Source organism: Haliovirga abyssi (genome assembly GCF_030295325.1).
GTDB classification, from domain to species: Bacteria; Fusobacteriota; Fusobacteriia; order Fusobacteriales; family Haliovirgaceae; genus Haliovirga; species Haliovirga abyssi.
The window spans coordinates 233,744-251,767 of sequence record NZ_AP027060.1; the positions used below are offsets into that span (position 1 = coordinate 233,744).

The 18,024-nt window shown below is 25.5% G+C and carries 15 protein-coding genes; 4 read left to right on the top strand and 11 right to left on the bottom strand.

Annotation, left to right across the window (positions count from 1 at the left end; genetic code table 11):
* Positions 1–15 precede the first annotated feature (15 nt).
* Positions 16–150 carry a hypothetical protein gene (locus RDY08_RS11385; RefSeq protein WP_307905537.1) on the bottom strand — a complete coding sequence of 45 codons (135 nt, stop codon included), beginning with the start codon at positions 148–150 and terminating at the stop codon, positions 16–18.
* 355 nt (positions 151–505) lie between these two features.
* On the opposite strand from RDY08_RS11385, the gene RDY08_RS11390 reads away from it, so the two are divergent.
* Complete coding sequence (locus tag RDY08_RS11390) at positions 506–766, top strand: hypothetical protein (RefSeq protein ID WP_307905538.1); 261 nt, start codon at positions 506–508, stop codon at positions 764–766.
* Positions 756–1,034 (top strand): type II toxin-antitoxin system RelE family toxin, encoded by a 279-nt coding sequence (locus RDY08_RS11395; RefSeq protein WP_307905539.1) that lies wholly within the window; start codon positions 756–758, stop codon positions 1,032–1,034. Before RDY08_RS11390 ends, RDY08_RS11395 begins: the two co-directional genes overlap by 11 nt.
* Positions 1,035–1,552: 518 nt before the next feature.
* Here RDY08_RS11395 and RDY08_RS11400 read toward each other — a convergent pair.
* The 6 genes from RDY08_RS11400 to RDY08_RS11425 all read right to left on the bottom strand — a co-directional run bounded on the left by RDY08_RS11400 (position 1,553) and on the right by RDY08_RS11425 (position 6,196).
* Positions 1,553–1,804, bottom strand: coding sequence for a DUF7660 family protein (locus RDY08_RS11400; protein WP_307905540.1), 252 nt, complete (start codon positions 1,802–1,804; stop codon positions 1,553–1,555).
* A gap of 3 nt (positions 1,805–1,807) precedes the next feature.
* Positions 1,808–2,380 (bottom strand): hypothetical protein, encoded by a 573-nt coding sequence (locus tag RDY08_RS11405; protein ID WP_307905541.1) that lies wholly within the window; start codon positions 2,378–2,380, stop codon positions 1,808–1,810.
* Between the two features lie 201 nt (positions 2,381–2,581).
* A complete protein-coding gene (locus RDY08_RS11410) occupies positions 2,582–3,295 on the bottom strand; it encodes a hypothetical protein (protein WP_307905542.1) in 714 nt (237 codons plus the stop codon).
* Positions 3,296–3,306: 11 nt separating this feature from the next.
* The gene (locus RDY08_RS11415; RefSeq protein WP_307905535.1) at positions 3,307–4,170 is read right to left on the bottom strand and encodes a tyrosine-type recombinase/integrase; all 864 of its coding nucleotides are present in this window, start codon (positions 4,168–4,170) and stop codon (positions 3,307–3,309) included.
* Between the two features lie 149 nt (positions 4,171–4,319).
* Positions 4,320–5,606, bottom strand: coding sequence for a replication initiation protein (locus tag RDY08_RS11420; protein ID WP_307905543.1), 1,287 nt, complete (start codon positions 5,604–5,606; stop codon positions 4,320–4,322).
* A 455-nt stretch (positions 5,607–6,061) separates the two neighbouring features.
* Positions 6,062–6,196 (bottom strand): hypothetical protein, encoded by a 135-nt coding sequence (locus RDY08_RS11425; RefSeq protein WP_307905544.1) that lies wholly within the window; start codon positions 6,194–6,196, stop codon positions 6,062–6,064.
* A gap of 355 nt (positions 6,197–6,551) precedes the next feature.
* Here RDY08_RS11425 and RDY08_RS11430 point away from each other — a divergent pair, with 355 nt between their 5' ends.
* Both RDY08_RS11430 and RDY08_RS11435 read left to right on the top strand, forming a co-directional pair.
* Positions 6,552–6,812, top strand: coding sequence for a hypothetical protein (locus tag RDY08_RS11430; protein ID WP_307905538.1), 261 nt, complete (start codon positions 6,552–6,554; stop codon positions 6,810–6,812).
* On the top strand, positions 6,802–7,080 hold the full coding sequence (locus tag RDY08_RS11435; RefSeq protein ID WP_307905545.1) for a type II toxin-antitoxin system RelE family toxin: 279 nt from the start codon (positions 6,802–6,804) through the stop codon (positions 7,078–7,080). The genes RDY08_RS11430 and RDY08_RS11435 overlap by 11 nt, the downstream gene beginning before the upstream one ends.
* A gap of 503 nt (positions 7,081–7,583) precedes the next feature.
* Here the strand turns inward: RDY08_RS11435 and RDY08_RS11440 are convergent.
* The 4 genes from RDY08_RS11440 to RDY08_RS11455 form a co-directional block, all read right to left on the bottom strand.
* Positions 7,584–7,775: a hypothetical protein gene (locus RDY08_RS11440; RefSeq protein WP_307905546.1), complete on the bottom strand. Its 192-nt coding sequence runs from the start codon at positions 7,773–7,775 to the stop codon at positions 7,584–7,586.
* Between the two features lie 19 nt (positions 7,776–7,794).
* Positions 7,795–10,398: an RHS repeat domain-containing protein gene (locus RDY08_RS11445; RefSeq protein ID WP_307905547.1), complete on the bottom strand. Its 2,604-nt coding sequence runs from the start codon at positions 10,396–10,398 to the stop codon at positions 7,795–7,797.
* Between the two features lie 172 nt (positions 10,399–10,570).
* The gene (locus RDY08_RS11450; protein WP_307905548.1) at positions 10,571–10,888 is read right to left on the bottom strand and encodes a hypothetical protein; all 318 of its coding nucleotides are present in this window, start codon (positions 10,886–10,888) and stop codon (positions 10,571–10,573) included.
* The gene (locus tag RDY08_RS11455) at positions 10,852–18,024 is read right to left on the bottom strand and encodes an RHS repeat domain-containing protein (RefSeq protein WP_307905549.1); all 7,173 of its coding nucleotides are present in this window, start codon (positions 18,022–18,024) and stop codon (positions 10,852–10,854) included. Before RDY08_RS11455 ends, RDY08_RS11450 begins: the two co-directional genes overlap by 37 nt.

The following is an 18,024-nucleotide window of genomic DNA, read 5'->3' on the forward strand; positions in this document are numbered from 1 at the left end:
AACCAGAAGAGGAAATTAATCCTCCTCTGGCTCATAATCTGGACAATCTTCTGGTGAAATGAAATATTTACAATTATCTTGAATAAGTATGCAACCTAATGCTCCATCATCGCATATATCAAAATACTTACAAGGTCTAATCTCTTCCATCTTTTCCACCTCCTTTTTTCTTTACAAGCCTCACGAGTAAAGGAAGGAAGTCAAAAGCAGAGTTTGAAATTTTTTTAAGCATTAAAAAAATTTCAAAAAGCTTTTTACTTCCTAACGGCTCGTGATACAATCGAAAGAAAAGGAGTGGAAAACACAAAAAAAGAAAAATCCCAGCTTTTTATCCTGCTGGGATTTTTTCATTATTCAATTTGCTTTGAACATTCCAAAATACCCATTTGCGAAACTCATTTTTTTAAAAAATTAGTGTCGCTGTGCTCATATTTTTTGACAAATATAATTATAAATGGTATTATATAATTATAGAATTCAATAATTATATAACGAGGTGATAAAAATGAATAGAAAAAGTATAGTTATGGACAAAGAATTATGGGAGCATTTAAAAATTTTTAAAGAATTACATAAAAAAAGTATAAGTTTTATTATCAGAGAGGCTGTAAAAAAATATTTAGAAGAAAAAACAAAAAATGATTTAGCTTATAAAATGCGAGTATTAACTCCTTATGTAGATGATAAAGAACAAGAAGAAATAAAAAATATATTATCAAATTTAACTAAAGAAGATTTAGAAACAGGTGAAATAATTGAAATATAAATTAAAATTATCTAAAAAAGCAGTCAAATTTTTAAATAAACATTCAAATGAAAAGGAAAAAATTATAAATATTTTTAAAGAAATAATGCCTAATTACGAAAAAGCTTTAAAAAAATATGATATAAAACAATTAAAAGGAACTCTTGAGGAAACATACAGATTAAGAATTGGAAAATATAGAGTTATTTATAAAATATATAATGATATTTTAGTTGTATATGTTTTAGCTATAGGAAGTAGAGGAGATATTTATAAAAATTTAAAATAAAACCATTTTTTTACTTTATAAAAGAAAAATCCCAGCTTTTTATCCTGCTGGGATTTTTTTCATTATTCAATTTGCTTTTAATTTCTTTTAAAATGTACTTTAAATTCATTCTAAGGCTTCTTTTTTGTTTTTTAGTATTTAGGAACTGCCTTTGCTTTTAAAAACTCATATACGGAAAATTCATTGCCTTAACTTCTCCACTTACCATTAAATTAATTTTGCGTAATTGAGGATAGGGGAGAGTTTGAGAGGGTAAGGAACTAAGTTCCTTTTCTCCCTCTCAAGATATCCTTGCCCAAGTGCTATATATCCACGCTCCCTCCCCACATCAAACGTTTAGTGGGGAGGAATCAAAGGTGGGGTACTCCTCAAAAGCAGGAGCGAGCACATAATACCACATTATCGGATGCTCTAAGGAGAGCGCAGTCTCGACGGCTGCGTCGGATAATGTTTATTATGTCGCGAGCGGATAGGTGGGGCAAAAGGTAGTAGCTTTTTATTGGTCGGAACATTTTTAATCATTCATAATATTTTGCTGTTTCCAGTATTTCAGCAAAAATATTCCAAGGAACATTTTTAGGAATTTCTAATTTATTATTTATATAATAATTATCCATTGCTTCAATTGCCGCTTGAAATGCTTCTAAATAATTTTCAAGTGTGTCATTCTCCCACTCCTCTTTATTTTCTTTAAAATCCATTCTTAATTGTCTGACAAATTCAATAAAATCTTTTTTATTTCTTATCTTTTCTACTTCTATTTCTATCATAAATTATTCACCCCTAACTTTAATATCTAAGCCATCATTTATTGGTTTAAATTTTCTTTTTATTTCTCTTTCTATTTTTAAATCATTTGTATTAACACGCTTAACATTTATATCAAGTCCAGCATCTTTAAAAGCTTTAAGCCTTCTATTATCTAACGAATATATTTTACCATCTTTCTCAAAAACTCTTATAGCTGGAATATCATCTGGATTTATAGAACCATTTTTTAATCCTGCAATTAAATCCTCAATTTTCCCACCATTCTTAAAAGTATTTTTAATACTATTTTGACTAAATCGAATTAAACTCGGATCTAATTTTTTAATTATATTTCCAACCTTTTTCAAAGTAGAACCAGCTAACGGAAGAGCTAATCCAGCTACTCCAAAAGCTCGATCAGTAGGTTCTCCCCACATGTCTTTACCAGTAGATGCCGTCTTACTATCATTATACGATTCTACCCATGGAAGATTTTCAACTAACATTTTAAATCCAGCAGTTACAGTATTTAAATAATGCTGCCCCATCATTGCAATTCCTTCTCCAAAATGCCCAGACGGATCAACATACCTCAAAGGATTCCCTAAACAATAACGATACTAAATTTCTATTTTTCTCTAGCCCTTTATTTCCAACATCATTTTAACATATATATTTGTATTTGTAAACTTACAAAAACATTACTATTCTATTACTAATAGCATTGTAATGTTTTTGTAATATTACTTTTCATACACTAAATGGATTTCATATACAAAAAAGCTAATAACACGAGCTTATTGCCCGATATTATTAGCTTTTTCTGTCTTTTCTCCTAATAAATACTTTATTTCTCTTTCAAACCCATATTTTTGAAAAAATTCTATTAATGCTACCTCAAATATATTCTTTTGAGTTATATTAAATGCTCTACTATATTCTCTTGCCATTTCATTTAAACTGCTTATTATTTGTACTGATTTTATTGTATTTATTCCTGGTATCCTATATTTTTTTATCACTTTACCCGAATTTAAATTTAATGCTTCTTCCAGGTTCCCATAATTTTTTGACAGTAGCTCTAGTAATTCTATATATTTATCTAAATTTTTCAATTCCTCTAAATTCCTATTTAAATATTCTTCTTTTTTTACAAAATTACTTTCCTTCGATGACCATAAATAACCTTTCATTTTCATAAAATTTGACATATCTTTATAATTATCAAAATCAAGTTTTTTTGCAACCTCTTTTGGATCTGCGTTTTCATCTTGAAAATACATTAAAACCCGTTTTACTCTAAAACTATCATCTACTTTTATCTTTGGGGCTTCTCTTTTTTTCCCTTTTACATATCTTTTCCCTTCTTTTTCCCAATAATAACCTTTACTTCTTACAAAATTTTTAAATGAATTATAATTTTTATATCCCATTTTTTCTGATAATTCTTCACGTTCTATCCCTTTTTTTAACTGTTCAAATATATATCTTAATTTTTCTTCAGAGTTCAATCTCACACCTCCTAAAGTTCATTTACTGCTTTTCTCATATCTTCATTACTTGCGTTTAAATAAATCATTGTTGTATTTATGTTTGAATGCCCTAATAGTTTCTGAATTATTTTTATATTTACATTTTTACTAACTAGCGAACTAGCAAATGAATGTCTGAAAGTATGACTTGTTATTTTTCTACCAAAAAATCCAGCTTTTTTTACTGCTTTTCTTAATGTTATCGCTACATAATAATTTGATAGTTTCCCTGTATATTTTGTACTAAAAAACCTTGTTGTTTCAACTTCTGGTATGTTATTTTCTTTATATTCCAATAGTATTTTTTTTAACTTTTTTGACATTGGAATATATCTACTTCCTCCACCTTTTCCATTTCTAATATATATTAATTCTTTCTTAAAATTTATATCTCGTTTTTCTAAAAATAAGCATTCATTTAATCTTAATCCAGTATAATACAACGTTTTGAAATATGTTTTCAACAAAGGTTTTTCAATACATCCAATCAATTTTTCAACTTCTTCCTGTGTTAAATATTCTCTCTGTTTATTTATTCTTTTTATTTTCGGAACTGCTTTTGATAGATCTTCTTTTATCAATTCATTAGAATAAAGGTATTTAAAAAAACTATTTAATCTAATTTGATAAGTTGATAATGTTGAACTTTCTAATTTTTTCTCTACTAATTTTTTAAAAAAACTTTCCATATCAGATTTTTTTATATCTTCTACATAAATTTTTGAATTTTTTTCCTCTTCAAGGTAATTTTTAAAATATCTCAATATTACACAATTCCCTTTAATTGTTGCTTTGCTTCTCATTCCTGCTGTAAGTACATATTTCCATTTCTCTATTGCTTCCACAAATAACATAATTTCCTCTCTTCCAATAAAGACAAAAAAAACAAAAAAAGCCAATAATCTGCCAAAATTTTTCATTTTGGCAGTAGCTTTTTACATCATTTTATGGTATAATTTTTTGACTATTTAGGTGTCGAGCCTACTGTTTCATAGTCTTGGTCTTAATCAGTTTCAGCTGGTTTAAGACCTTTTTTATTATATCCATTTTGATGTTCGCCTCTCAATATCTCTATTATTTTTTCTTCTTTCATACTTGCAAATATTGTTGGTCTATTCTTTAAAAATTTTATTCCTTTCAGTTGTTCCAGCTCTTCTAATGCTGTTTTTTCTATGTCAAGCCTCTCTTTTTCAGGCATATTATTGTAAAATTTTAAAGTTTCTTCTCTTAATTTTGCTTTTAATTCTGCTGCTGCTTTTTGTTTGTCTAATTCCAATTTCTCTTTTTCTAATCTTTCTTTTTCCGCTGCTGCTTTTACTCTCATTGGTTCTGCATAATCTTCTTTTATTGCTTTTCTTAAATAATTGTAATATTCTTTATATTTATGACTATTTGTATAATTTAAATTTGATTCTACATGCTCCAATCCATATTCTTTTATTAATTTTTTTAATTCTTTTTCTTGTTTTAATGTTAATTTTTCTTTAGCTGGCATTTTCTTTATTAATTCTTCAAATTCCAATGTCTTTTGAATTTTAATTTTCCCTTTTGGATCTTCTTCAAATATTTCTACTTCATTTCCTGGGAATATTCCATTTCCCTCACTTACTGAAAATCCTTCTTTTGCTTCACCCCAGAATTTTATATGCCCCATTTTTTTACCATTTCTTATTAATTCATATTTCGTTATATTTATATCTGTTGTTTCATTTATCTCTTTTATTGCTGGTTCTATCACTTTTCTTCTTAAATCGTGTATTTTATTATATGCTCCTGTTATTCCCAACATAAATTTAAACGTTTCCAATTCCATCTTGGGTATTTGTACTTTTATATAGTCTTTGCAAAATTCATAAATTGGCAATGAATGTTTTCTACTCATTCCTTTTTGGAAATCTAAATTTAATGGACTAAACATTTTTGGATGGTACAAATTTTTTCTCACTGTATCTGGAAAGATAAATTCTATATTAAAATCTTTATCTGTTTCTACTTCTGCTAATACTGCAACTGCTCTTCTACTCATAAATTTTTCATTTTCCAATATATTTATTGTTATTCCTATTTCTACTAATGATTCCAAATTCTTTAGTAGTTCATTATTGTTTATTCTTTTGTCTGTCATTAGACTTTTTACTTCTTTGTATGTCGATTTGAATATTTTCCTGTCAAAATCTTCATCCATTTGTTGTTTTGCTATATACAGCAACGCATTAAATGCTTTTTTCTGATTTAGACCCATCTTTGATGAACTTTGAATTAAAATCCTGCTTTTTTTCAAAATAGCCATTTTTTCACCTCTTTTCTTAACGACCTTTTTTAAATTAGTCGTTTTATCATATTTATACATTGTGTAATAAAATTATACACCGTTTTTTTCGAAATTGCAAGTACTTTTTTTGGCGACTATACATCTACATTCACTTTTCCAAATTTCTTGCAGAAAGAGTCGTCTTTTACCTGCAGAAACTGTCGTTAGTTGTGCAGAAGAAGTCGCTTTTTGCTGCAGAAAAGGTCGTCTTTTAACGCAGAATCTGTCGTCTTTTGTGCAGAAAGTGTCGTTAGTTAGGAGATATATCCCTTTATTTACAGGGCTTCCAGCTACCTTAAACCTTATTAAACATATATTAAACAAAACCTACAACAGGTGAAATTTAAATTTTTTTTATTTTTTTTAATATTTTTTTATTTCTGTTGTATTTTTTTGAAAAATTTATAAATGAAAAGAAAAACCAGAAGAGGAAATTAATCCTCCTCTGGCTCATAATCTGGACAATCTTCTGGTGAACAGAAATATTTACAATTATCTTGAATAAGTATGCAACCTAATGCTCCATCATCGCATATATCAAAATACTTACAAGGTCTAATCTCTTCCATCTTTTCCACCTCCTTTTTTCTTTACAAGCCTCACGAGTAAAGGAAGGAAGTCAAAAGCAGAGTTTGAAATTTTTTTAAGCATTAAAAAAATTTCAAAAAGCTTTTTACTTCCTAACGGCTCGTGATACAATCGAAAGAAAAGGAGTGGAAAACACAAAAAAAGAAAAATCCCAGCTTTTTATCCTGCTGGGATTTTTTCATTATTCAATTTGCTTTGAACATTCCAAAATACCCATTTGCGAAACTCATTTTTTTAAAAAATTAGTGTCGCTGTGCTCATATTTTTTGACAAATATAATTATAAATGGTATTATATAATTATAGAATTCAATAATTATATAACGAGGTGATAAAAATGAATAGAAAAAGTATAGTTATGGACAAAGAATTATGGGAGCATTTAAAAATTTTTAAAGAATTACATAAAAAAAGTATAAGTTTTATTATCAGAGAGGCTGTAAAAAAATATTTAGAAGAAAAAACAAAAAATGATTTAGCTTATAAAATGCGAGTATTAACTCCTTATGTAGATGATAAAGAACAAGAAGAAATAAAAAATATATTATCAAATTTAACTAAAGAAGATTTAGAAACAGGTGAAATAATTGAAATATAAATTAAAATTATCTAAAAAAGCAGTCAAATTTTTAAATAAACATTCAAATGAAAAGAAAAAAATTATAAATATTTTTAAAGAAATAATGCCTAATTACGAAAAAGCTTTAAAAAAATATGATATAAAACAATTAAAAGGAACTCTTGAGGAAACATACAGATTAAGAATTGGAAAATATAGAGTTATTTATAAAATATATAATGATATTTTAGTTGTATATGTTTTAGCTATAGGAAGTAGAGGAGATATTTATAAAAATTTAAAATAAAACCATTTTTTTACTTTATAAAAGAAAAATCCCAGCTTTTTATCCTGCTGGGATTTTTTTCATTATTCAATTTGCTTTTAATTTCTTTTAAAATGTACTTTAAATTCATTCTAAGGCTTCTTTTTTGTTTTTTAGTATTTAGGAACTGCCTTTGCTTTTAAAACCTCATATACGGAAAATTCATTTCCTTAACTTCTCCACTTACCATTAAATTAATTTTGCGTAATTGAGGATAGGGGAGAGTTTGAGAGGGTAAGGAACTAAGTTCCTTTTCTCCCTCTCAAGATATCCTTGCCCAAGTACCATATATCCACGCTCCCTCCCCACATCAAACGTTTAGTGGGGAGGAATCAAAGGTGGGGCACTCCTCAAAAGCAGGAGCGAGCACATAATACCACATTATCGGATGCTCTAAGGAGAGCGCAGTCTCGACGGCTGCGTCGGATAATGTTTATTATGTAGCGAGCGGATAGGTGAGGCTTGGGAATATTATTTGGGCTATTTTAAATTATACTTTCCTCTATACAAGTTTTTACTACTTTTCTAATAGTACCTTCTCCAAAATCTCCACCAATAGAATATGTGATTTTTAAAATTTTTTTTGTTTTTTCTAATAATTTATTATCATCTATATCGATTTTTAATTCTTCTTTTAATATTGCTTTAGTTAGATTTATGTCATTCTTATTATACATTATTTCACCTCTTTTAGTTTTATTTCAATATTTCTATATCATCTAAATGAATTGACATATTTGTAATTGCTTGAGTTGCTCCGCCTTCCCCAAACTTTGGAAAATCTTTTGTAAGTGGTTCTAAATAATTAGTTGTATTCCATTTCCCATACGGAATTCTTATATCATCTAATAATTGTAAAGTATCAAACGAAGCCCTAATAGAAGCATCATGAGGTACTTGTAATTTTCCAGGAGAAGGAATATCATATTTTTCAAAACTAAAATATGTCCCGTTTGTATTAGAAGGTATTTTCATACTATTTTGCATTTCCTCTAAATATGTCGCATCTTTAGATACATACCTATATCCAGTAGAAGGAATAACATCTCCATTTGATTTTACATAAAAATCAGCTTTTGGCTTTGTTATATTTTTCAACTCAGCATTATAGGATTTAGCTCTATCAAAAGCTCCTGCATTTTCCATTCCCATTCCTAATGCAAATGCAGAAAACTCTCCAAAATTATAAGCTCCTGAATTAAAATTAACACTACTATTTGTTCCCATTAATTCTCTAATATGATATGTCAATCCAAAGGAAAGCGTATCTCCCATTCCTGCACTAAAATCTGCAAATGTATAAATTATATCTGCAGCATCATGCCCCGACGGATCGACATACCTAATAGGATTCCCTTTTGAGTAGCCATATAAGTTCAAACTAAGCGGCTCCTTAATATCGCCCTTGTACGTATCACGACTTATAAATCGTCTTATCTCCGGGCTATAATATCTTGCTCTTAGATACTGCAATCCACTCTCTTCATCTGTATATTCTCCTGAATATCTAAATGGATTTTTTATGTCTTCTTCTATTTTAAGCTCTTTCCCATACTTATCATATTCATAATTATTTTTTATTGTTCCTGACGAATCAAATAGTTTTAGTGTATCTCCATGACTATTTTTCAAATAACCATAGTTTTTCCCATTTATTTCTCTTCCTATTATTCCTCTTAATCCAAATAAATTTCTTTTTATTTCTCCATTTGATATGTCATTTATAATTTTATTATTTGAATAATAAAATTTTGTTTCTAATCCATTTACTGCTTTTGACTTCCTTTGATTTGTTGGATAATATTTATATATTCCCGTTATCCCTCTTTTTATATCATTATATTTTGTAAGCCTATTTTCTATATTATATTTATAAGCTTCTGTTTTTTCTCCATTTATTGACTTATTTAGCAGATTTCCATTATCATCATATTCAAATGAATTTTTTTCTTTTTTACATTCCCATATATTATTATTTGATTTTACTCCTTTCCATTTTGTTATATTTATCAACTCATCATCTTCGTTATAATTATACCACAAACCGCCTGTTTCATTCCAGTTATTATTAACTTTTACTTTATATTTTTCCATACTTATATTTCCCGAAGTTGTATATGTATAGCCCCTATCAATACTATCATTCCCATTATTAATTTTTAAGTTTCTAATAAGTCTATTCACTCCATCATACATATATATGTTTTTTTGATTAGATATATTATTGATTTCAGTTGTTAAATTTCCTACTTTATCATAATCATAAGTATAATCTAAACTCTTCTTTTCATTTAAAGTCCCTTGTAAAGTCATTAAATTTCCAATATCATATGTATATTCTTCAGAATATATAGTTTTTTTATCTTTTTTTTCTTCTAACTTTTCTAATTTATTATTCATGTAATATTGATATTCTATTTTTTCATCCGTTTCATTATTATCATATATTTTCCATAATCTATTTCTAGTATCATATATATATTTATAATATTTATTGGTTATATCAGTAACTTTTTTTATGTTTCCATTTTTATTGTACTCATACTTTACGCTTTTTCCATCTGGATATACTAACTCTTTTAAGCTACCATCATTATAATATTTATAATTTAATGATTCTTTCTCTAATGAGTTAATAACCTCTTTTATTGAACCATCATCATAATATTTATATTCTTTTATTTTATTATCTTCTTCTATTTTATTTTTATAAACATATTGCAATCTATTATAACTATCATATGTATAATAGAATTCTTGTAATTTCTTGTCTTTTTTATAGATTATATTCCCCAAATAATCGTACTTATAAATATTTGTTTTACCTTTTATTTCTATATTATATAAATCACCTTCATCTATTTTCCCTTGTTCTGCTTTATTTATACCTTTCAAAACTTCTGAATTTAGTTTTCCTATTTCTTTTATTAATTCTCCTCTTTTATTATATTGCTTTACTATACTCCCCCTTGGAGTTAATATTTTAATTATATTTCCAAGTAAATCATAATAGTATTTTATATATATTTTTTCTGTTGGAATTTCTACTTTTATTAATCTTTCTAACGAATCATAATAATATATAGTTTTAACATCTCTAGCATTTATTATCGTTTTTATTTTTCTAAATCCAGTTATCCAATCTATTTTTTCTTTATTTGATATATGTTCATTTGAAGATAATTTTTTTATTATATCTTCTGCATTATTTACTTTTGTTAATAATTCTTTAAATGATATTTTCTTCCCACTAAATGTACATTGAAATTGCAAATTATCATTAGGGGGTCTTTTTTTCATACTCATAACCTTCCGGTTCTTTGTGTCCACTAGCTTAGCTAGTGGTTTTCTTTTTTTATTAATAAAAAAACTGGAGATTAAATTCCAGTTTTCTTATCCTCATAAATTAAATTCTTTCTCCTCATAATCTATGATTAACTACTCTAAATAGTTTGCAGTATTCCATAATAAATTATATCAACTCATTATATTTCCGAGCTAATTTTAATAAGGCACTCCCTAATTCAGAGTATATATCCCAAGAATCCACTATGTTTCTTGTATATGATGGCAAAAATAACTTTGGTGACATCTTTGTTTTCATCTTTTCAAGCTCTGCTAGTATTCTTTCCAATTCATTTTGAGAAGGAATTAACTCTGAACTATTATCTTCTCTTTTTATTTTTAATATTTCTTTATTTATCCTAATTTCTAATTCATCAATCATATTAATAACTTTCATTTTCTTTTTTTCTACGGCATTATTAAATTTTGTCTTTGTACCCACCATTGCATTTCACCTCCTGTATATTGCAACCCATAATTTAATTGAGATGCTGCTTTGCCTGTTATTATTTGAGTTCCTGCTTGCACTTGCCATTGTTGTAATCCTGTCATAAGATTCCAATTTGGAGGAAGAGCTAAACCATATCTATTTGTTAAATTTGTAAAAGTAGGAAATAAATATGATCCTGATTTATAAGCTTTTTCCCCAAAATCATGAAACCTCAATCCATAAGTAGCTGTATCTGCAGTTTTCATATTAATTGTTCCTTCTTTAAAAGATTGCAATATATTAATTCTTTGTTCTCTGCCAACTCCAATATTTTGTAGATATTTTGAAGCTTGTTTTACCCCTGCGTAGGAATCCTTAGTTATTAATTCACCACTTTCTGCTGCTACTGTAGGTAATAAAAACATTTGAGCAGCATATCCCCCAAGTAAAGTTAATGCCGTTTTATCATAAGTATCTCTTGTCCACATCGAAGATAAAAACAACGGCATTAAATACAAGCTATTATCTGTATCAATATATTTATTTGCCCAATATTCACTAGCATATTCTCCTGCTTTTGTCCCCAAAAATCCATATTCTGCACTATTTCCGGTCGGATCCACATAACTAATCGGATTCCCTTTTGAGTAGCCATATAAGTTCAAACTAAGCGGCTCCTTAATATCTCCATTATATGTATCACGACTTATAAATCGTCTTATCTCCGGGCTATAATATCTAGCTCTTAGATACTGCAATCCACTCTCTTCATCTGTATATTCTCCTGAATATCTAAATGGATTTGTTATGTCTTCTTCTATTTTAAGCTCTTTCCCATACTTATCATATTCATAATTATTTTTTATTGTTCCTGACGAATCAAATAGTTTTAGTGTATCTCCATGACTATTTTTCAAATAACTATAGTTTTTCCCATTTATTTCTCTTCCTATTATTCCTCTTAATCCAAATAAATTTCTTTTTATTTCTCCATTTGATATGTCATTTATAATTTTATTATTTGAATAATAAAATTTTGTTTCTAATCCATTTACTGCTTTTGACTTCCTTTGATTTGTTGGATAATATTTATATATTCCCGTTATTCCTCTTTTTATATCATTATATTTTGTAAGCCTATTTTCTATATTATATTCATAAGCTTCTGTTTTTTCTCCATTTATTGACTTATTTCGCAGATTTCCATTATCGTCATATTCAAATGAATTTTTTTCTTTTTTACATTCCCATATATTATTATTTGATTTTACTCCTTTCCATTTTGTTATATTTATCAACTCATCATCTTCGTTATAATTATACCACAAACCGCCTGTTTCATTCCAGTTATTATTAACTTTTACTTTATATTTTTCCATACTTATATTTCCCGAAGTTGTATATGTATAGCCCCTATCAATACTATCATTCCCATTATTAATTTTTAAGTTTCTAATAAGTCTATTCACTCCATCATACATATATATGTTTTTTTGATTAGATATATTATTGATTTCAGTTGTTAAATTTCCTACTTTATCATAATCATAAGTATAATCTAAACTCTTCTTTTCATTTAAAGTCCCTTGTAAAGTCATTAAATTTCCAATATCATATGTATATTCTTCAGAATATATAGTTTTTTTATCTTTTTTTTCTTCTAACTTTTCTAATTTATTATTCATGTAATATTGATATTCTATTTTTTCATCCGTTTCATTATTATCATATATTTTCCATAATCTATTTCTAGTATCATATATATATTTATAATATTTATTGGTTATATCAGTAACTTTTTTTATGTTTCCATTTTTATTGTACTCATACTTTACGCTTTTTCCATCTGGATATACTAACTCTTTTAAGCTACCATCATTATAATATTTATAATTTAATGATTCTTTCTCTAATGAGTTAATAACCTCTTTTATTGAACCATCATCATAATATTTATATTCTTTTATTTTATTATCTTCTTCTATTTTATTTTTATAAACATATTGCAATCTATTATAACTATCATATGTATAATAGAATTCTTGTAATTTCTTGTCTTTTTTATAGATTATATTCCCCAAATAATCGTACTTATAAATATTTGTTTTACCTTTTATTTCTATATTATATAAATCACCTTCATCTATTTTCCCTTGTTCTGCTTTATTTATACCTTTCAAAACTTCTGAATTTAGTTTTCCTATTTCTTTTATTAATTCTCCTCTTTTATTATATTGCTTTACTATACTCCCCTTTGGAGTTAATATTTTGATTATATTTCCAAGTAAATCATAATAGTATTTTATATATATTTTTTCTGTTGGAATTTCTACTTTTATTAATCTTTCTAACGAATCATAATAATATATAGTTTTAACATCTCTAGCATTTATTATCGTTTTTATTTTTCTAAATCCAGCTATCCAATCTATTTTTTCTTTATTTGATATATGTTCATTTGAAGATAATTTTTTTATTATATCTTCTGCATTATTTACTTTTGTTAATAATTCTTCAAATGATATTTTCTTCCCACTAAATGTACATTGAAATTGCAAATTATCATTATTATCGTAAACATTCCAATTATGATTTCCTTCTTCATCTATATTCACTTTTACCCTGTTAAACTTATATTGGCTATCCAAATATTTTATTCTTTTTTCTGGAATAATTCCATTATTTGTTTTGGGATATATTATTTTTGTATTCCTATTTAGTTCGTCGTATTTATAGATAATTTTGTTATCTTCTGCATCTGACTCTGAATTTAATCTTCCTATTTCATCATATTCATATCCTTTTATTTTATTCCATTCGTTATTCTTATATTCCAAAATTTCTTTTATATTATCATATATATCATATTTTAACTTTACTTTATATATTCCATCATTAGCATATTCTGCTTTCTTTTCCATTATTATTTCTCTTTGTGTATCATCATATTTTATCTCTTTGTCAAAAATCTTATCACCTGAATTATAAATATATCTTAATCTATCTAATTCATCATATTGTTTATATATCTTACTATTATCTCCAGAATTATTTGATAATTGTTCTAATAGAATTAAATTTCCTGTTTCTTTTCTATAGTTAGAAACACTCTTTATTATATTCTCTTTGCCTGTATAATCTTTTTCATAGATATTTTTTGTTATACTATACCCATTATATGTTTGATTCCAAGGAGTTACTATATTTACATTATCATTATATTCATATCTTTCTTTATAATTACTTTCTTTTCCAGCAACATATCTATCAAAATCCCATTTGCTAATCTCTTTTAATCTTCCATCGTCATAATAATTATATTTTTCATAAATATTATTCGGATTATTATCTGCATCAAAATTATGTATGATTTTTAGTCCTATGTTCTTTTTGTTTTCTGTAAGCTCAAAGTCCATCTGTTTATTAATTACTAAATCTTTACTATCATCTGCTTTTTCTATATCATATGATCCACTATAGCCTACTTTTATAGATTTAGGCAGTTCCCAGAAATGATTCCCTTCTGATGTACTGTAATATTCAAATTTATCAACTCTATCATAATAATCCAATTCATCCATATGAACAGATTTTTTTTTATTTCCATTATCATAATATCTATAATATTGGATTTCTGAATTGTTTTGTTTGCCTAAATAAAAATTTGATTTTGTTACTTTTGTTGGATATACATCTTTGAAATAATCTTCATACCATATACACTGTATTTTTTCAATATCACTTCCTTGTCCATTTTTATCTTTATCTATCCATTTTATTTCATTTGTTTTTAGTCTTTTCCAATTATATAAATATGTAGTTTTTAAATTCGTTTTTGAATTTGTTTCTGTTGTTGTAAACCAATATTTTTCTTTATCATAATTATCATAGTTATAATTCTCCTCTTTCATTCCAGCCAATAAATATCCGCCATTTTTAAATTGAGAATCATAATTGTAAATTAATTTAAATTCAAATTCATTTTTTTTGAATTTGTCATCACTCTTATATATTATTTTATTTTTTAATCTATAATATATTTTTCGAGCATGAAGCTCAAAATGATCTTCAACATAAAAGAATGGTGGTGGACATAATGAATAAATAACATCATGTCGTCTCCCATATTTTTCTTCAAACTGCTCATATTCTAATTTTATTATTTTACCACTATTTTCTGTTATTTTATTTAAATATGAAAAAGAAATCTCTTTTTTATCATCTGGTACATTTGTTTCATTTCCTTTTAGTAATCCTAACAATTTTTGGTATTGTTCTCTCTTAATCTCATCTTTTATTGAATACTTAAGGTAATCAAAACTTGTTTTTCTATTTTTTTGATCTACTCTTGTTAAAATTTCCCCCTTTCTTTTAATATATTCTATATTTTTATTTGTTGGCAATTCAATAGTTACTTTATTGTTTTTATTGGTAATTATAATTTTATTTTTATAAGTATCTTCTATTATTATTTTATTAGTTTTGTAAATAAAAATAATTTTATCCTTAAACCTATTCTCTATAAAATTTAATTTCCCTGTATTATCAAAAACATAAGTTATTCCTGTTATCATATTCATTAAATAATATTTATTTCCTTCTTTTTTTAATTTTATATTATTTAATTTATGATCTTTTAATTTATTATTATCAATTTCAATTCTACTACCATTAGATAACATTAATATATCTTTTTTATTTTTATTATTTCCAAATTTTGAATATCCTAATATAATTTCTGGAAAACATATTCTCCAACCAGAACCTATCTTAAATTTTCCTTCTATATCATAAAAACTTGTACTATATATTGTTTCAATTTTTAAATTCAAATTATTTTTTCCAGGTAAATTTAAATCAGTTATTTTATAGTTAAAGTCTCCTGTAACTAAATTAATATCTGCTTTATTTTTGTACTTAGTTAGCGTGTTAGCGACAGAATTTAAAAAATTATCATCATTACTTACATTTTCTGCACTTCCTCTTGTAATTATTTCTTTTTTTATATTTCCATTTTCAATTATGTATTTTCCACTTTCTGTTATCTCATAATTTTTATCATAATCTCCTTTATTGTTTGTAAATTTTAAAATTAAAGGTTCTTCAAATTTTATTTCTATTTTATTATATATTTTTCCATATAATATACTTTTTTCTAATTTTATTGGTGGAACTTTATCACTATCTACTTTCATATATACGTTTTCCCAATCACTTAAATAATAAATTGTTGCTTTTTTACTTAATTCTACTGTGGGACTACTTTCTAACGCCACATTTTTTGACATTTCAATTCTTTTGACTATGTTTTCTTTTTTTATTTCCGAACTTTTTACAAGATATTTCCCTACCTCATTCCCCATATCCAACAACAAATTCTTTTCTTTTAAATTATCTATAATGTTATCATTATCTATATCATATTTATATCTATTCTCAAAAATATAATTATTATCTTGACCTATTCCTAAATAATTTAAACTTCCATTATACTCATTGTTATATGGATATTTTATTATTGGTTTTTGTTTACTAAGCAACCCTATTATATCCAATTTATAAGTTTTTTGTAATTTGCCATTAATATAAACTTCAAATTCTAATGGATTTTTTCCATTAATTTCCTTAATATTTCCATTGTTTTCTGTTATTTCTCTATAAGTAACTCCTAAAATTTTCACTATATACATCTCATTTTTTGCCTTATATGCCTTAAATTCTTTTTCATAACTTGGTCCTGTACTATTTATAAATTTTATGCTTATATCTTTTTTTGCATCTGTCAAAAATCCTAATTCCAAATTATATCCTATTTTTTTATGTATATAATTTTTATCTTCACCTGGTTCTACCTTATAATCAATAACTTCTTTCCAGCCATCCACTTTTTCTAATTTAACATTATCATTTACAGAAAATTCTTCTGCATATGTTTTTTGTGTGAATGTTAATAAATTAAATATTTCAGAAAAAATCTTTGATATATTTTTAATATTAATTGTCTTTATATAATACTCTCCAGGCATTAATAAAATATTTCTACTTCTATAGTTCCCATTGACTTCATCTTTTTTTATTGAAATTTCTTTTAATAAATTATAATCTTTATCTAATAATTGAGCTTTATTAAATATTTCTTTTCCTAAGTTAATATAATATAGATCTTTATTTAATATTTTCACTTTAAATATATTATCTGATATTTTTTCTAATAATATTGTATTTTTAAATTTATTTATCTCTTCTAATTGAATTGATTTTTTTACTTTACTTTTTATAGAATAAAAATTTTCATATTTATTTTTACTTATATCAATCTTTTCTATATTAAAATTTTTATCAAGTTTATATACTCCTGGTAAGTCTATATAATAGTTAGAGCTTTTATTATTTTCTATATTATTTGTATTTTCAAAATAAAAATTTATACTTGTAGTATATGGGAAAATAGTATACTTATATCCTTGTTTTAATTTACTATCTACTATTTTTTTCTTTTCCCAGCCTCTATTATCACTATTATAATTTATTACATTATATTTCTCTGTTTGAAAATATAGAGCTATAAATTTTTCTTTACTTGAAACTACCTTTGTTACAAATTCAAGATTTTTATTTTCAAGTTTATAAACTCCTGCACTATTTATTTTATAACTTGCAGTTTCATAACCTATTTTAAATTCCATATAGTTTGCTGGAATTGTTATCTCTTTATATCCTTCATATATTAAACTCGAATGCATTAAAATCAATTTTTCTATCCATTTTTTCCCATCTAAACTATATTTTATATATACATTATTTTTATTACTTTTATAATGTATTTGTATTAATGAACTTGTCATTTGAGAAACAATCCCATTTTCTATTATATATTCTCCTGAATTATTTATATAATATTCTTCGTTCTTACCTACTCCATCAGTTATTTTAAATTGAGATTTATTTCCTTTTACAATTGTATAATCATACCCACCATATAAATAACTCTTTATCATCTCTTTCTTAGGCAGCCATCCATTTGTTCCTCTTTCTTGAATAAATAATTGTTTCTGATTCGCTTTATAATGTATCTTTATACAGTTATCTGTTTTTCCAAAAGATATTAAACTTAAAACTAAAATCCCTAATACTATTATTATTTTTTTCAT

What these genes read in the sequence shown, in the direction of transcription:
- RDY08_RS11415 (WP_307905535.1), bottom strand. Translation starts at nt 4,170, where the DNA reads ATGTTATTTGTGGAAGCAATAGAGAAATGGAAATATGTACTTACAGCA.
- RDY08_RS11390 (WP_307905538.1), top strand. Translation starts at nt 506, where the DNA reads ATGAATAGAAAAAGTATAGTTATGGACAAAGAATTATGGGAGCATTTA.
- RDY08_RS11420 (WP_307905543.1), bottom strand. Translation starts at nt 5,606, where the DNA reads ATGGCTATTTTGAAAAAAAGCAGGATTTTAATTCAAAGTTCATCAAAG.
- RDY08_RS11430 (WP_307905538.1), top strand. Translation starts at nt 6,552, where the DNA reads ATGAATAGAAAAAGTATAGTTATGGACAAAGAATTATGGGAGCATTTA.
- RDY08_RS11425 (WP_307905544.1), bottom strand. Translation starts at nt 6,196, where the DNA reads ATGGAAGAGATTAGACCTTGTAAGTATTTTGATATATGCGATGATGGA.
- RDY08_RS11440 (WP_307905546.1), bottom strand. Translation starts at nt 7,775, where the DNA reads ATGTATAATAAGAATGACATAAATCTAACTAAAGCAATATTAAAAGAA.
- RDY08_RS11385 (WP_307905537.1), bottom strand. Translation starts at nt 150, where the DNA reads ATGGAAGAGATTAGACCTTGTAAGTATTTTGATATATGCGATGATGGA.
- RDY08_RS11455 (WP_307905549.1), bottom strand. Translation starts at nt 18,024, where the DNA reads ATGAAAAAAATAATAATAGTATTAGGGATTTTAGTTTTAAGTTTAATA.
- RDY08_RS11445 (WP_307905547.1), bottom strand. Translation starts at nt 10,398, where the DNA reads ATGAAAAAAAGACCCCCTAATGATAATTTGCAATTTCAATGTACATTT.
- RDY08_RS11450 (WP_307905548.1), bottom strand. Translation starts at nt 10,888, where the DNA reads ATGGTGGGTACAAAGACAAAATTTAATAATGCCGTAGAAAAAAAGAAA.
- RDY08_RS11400 (WP_307905540.1), bottom strand. Translation starts at nt 1,804, where the DNA reads ATGATAGAAATAGAAGTAGAAAAGATAAGAAATAAAAAAGATTTTATT.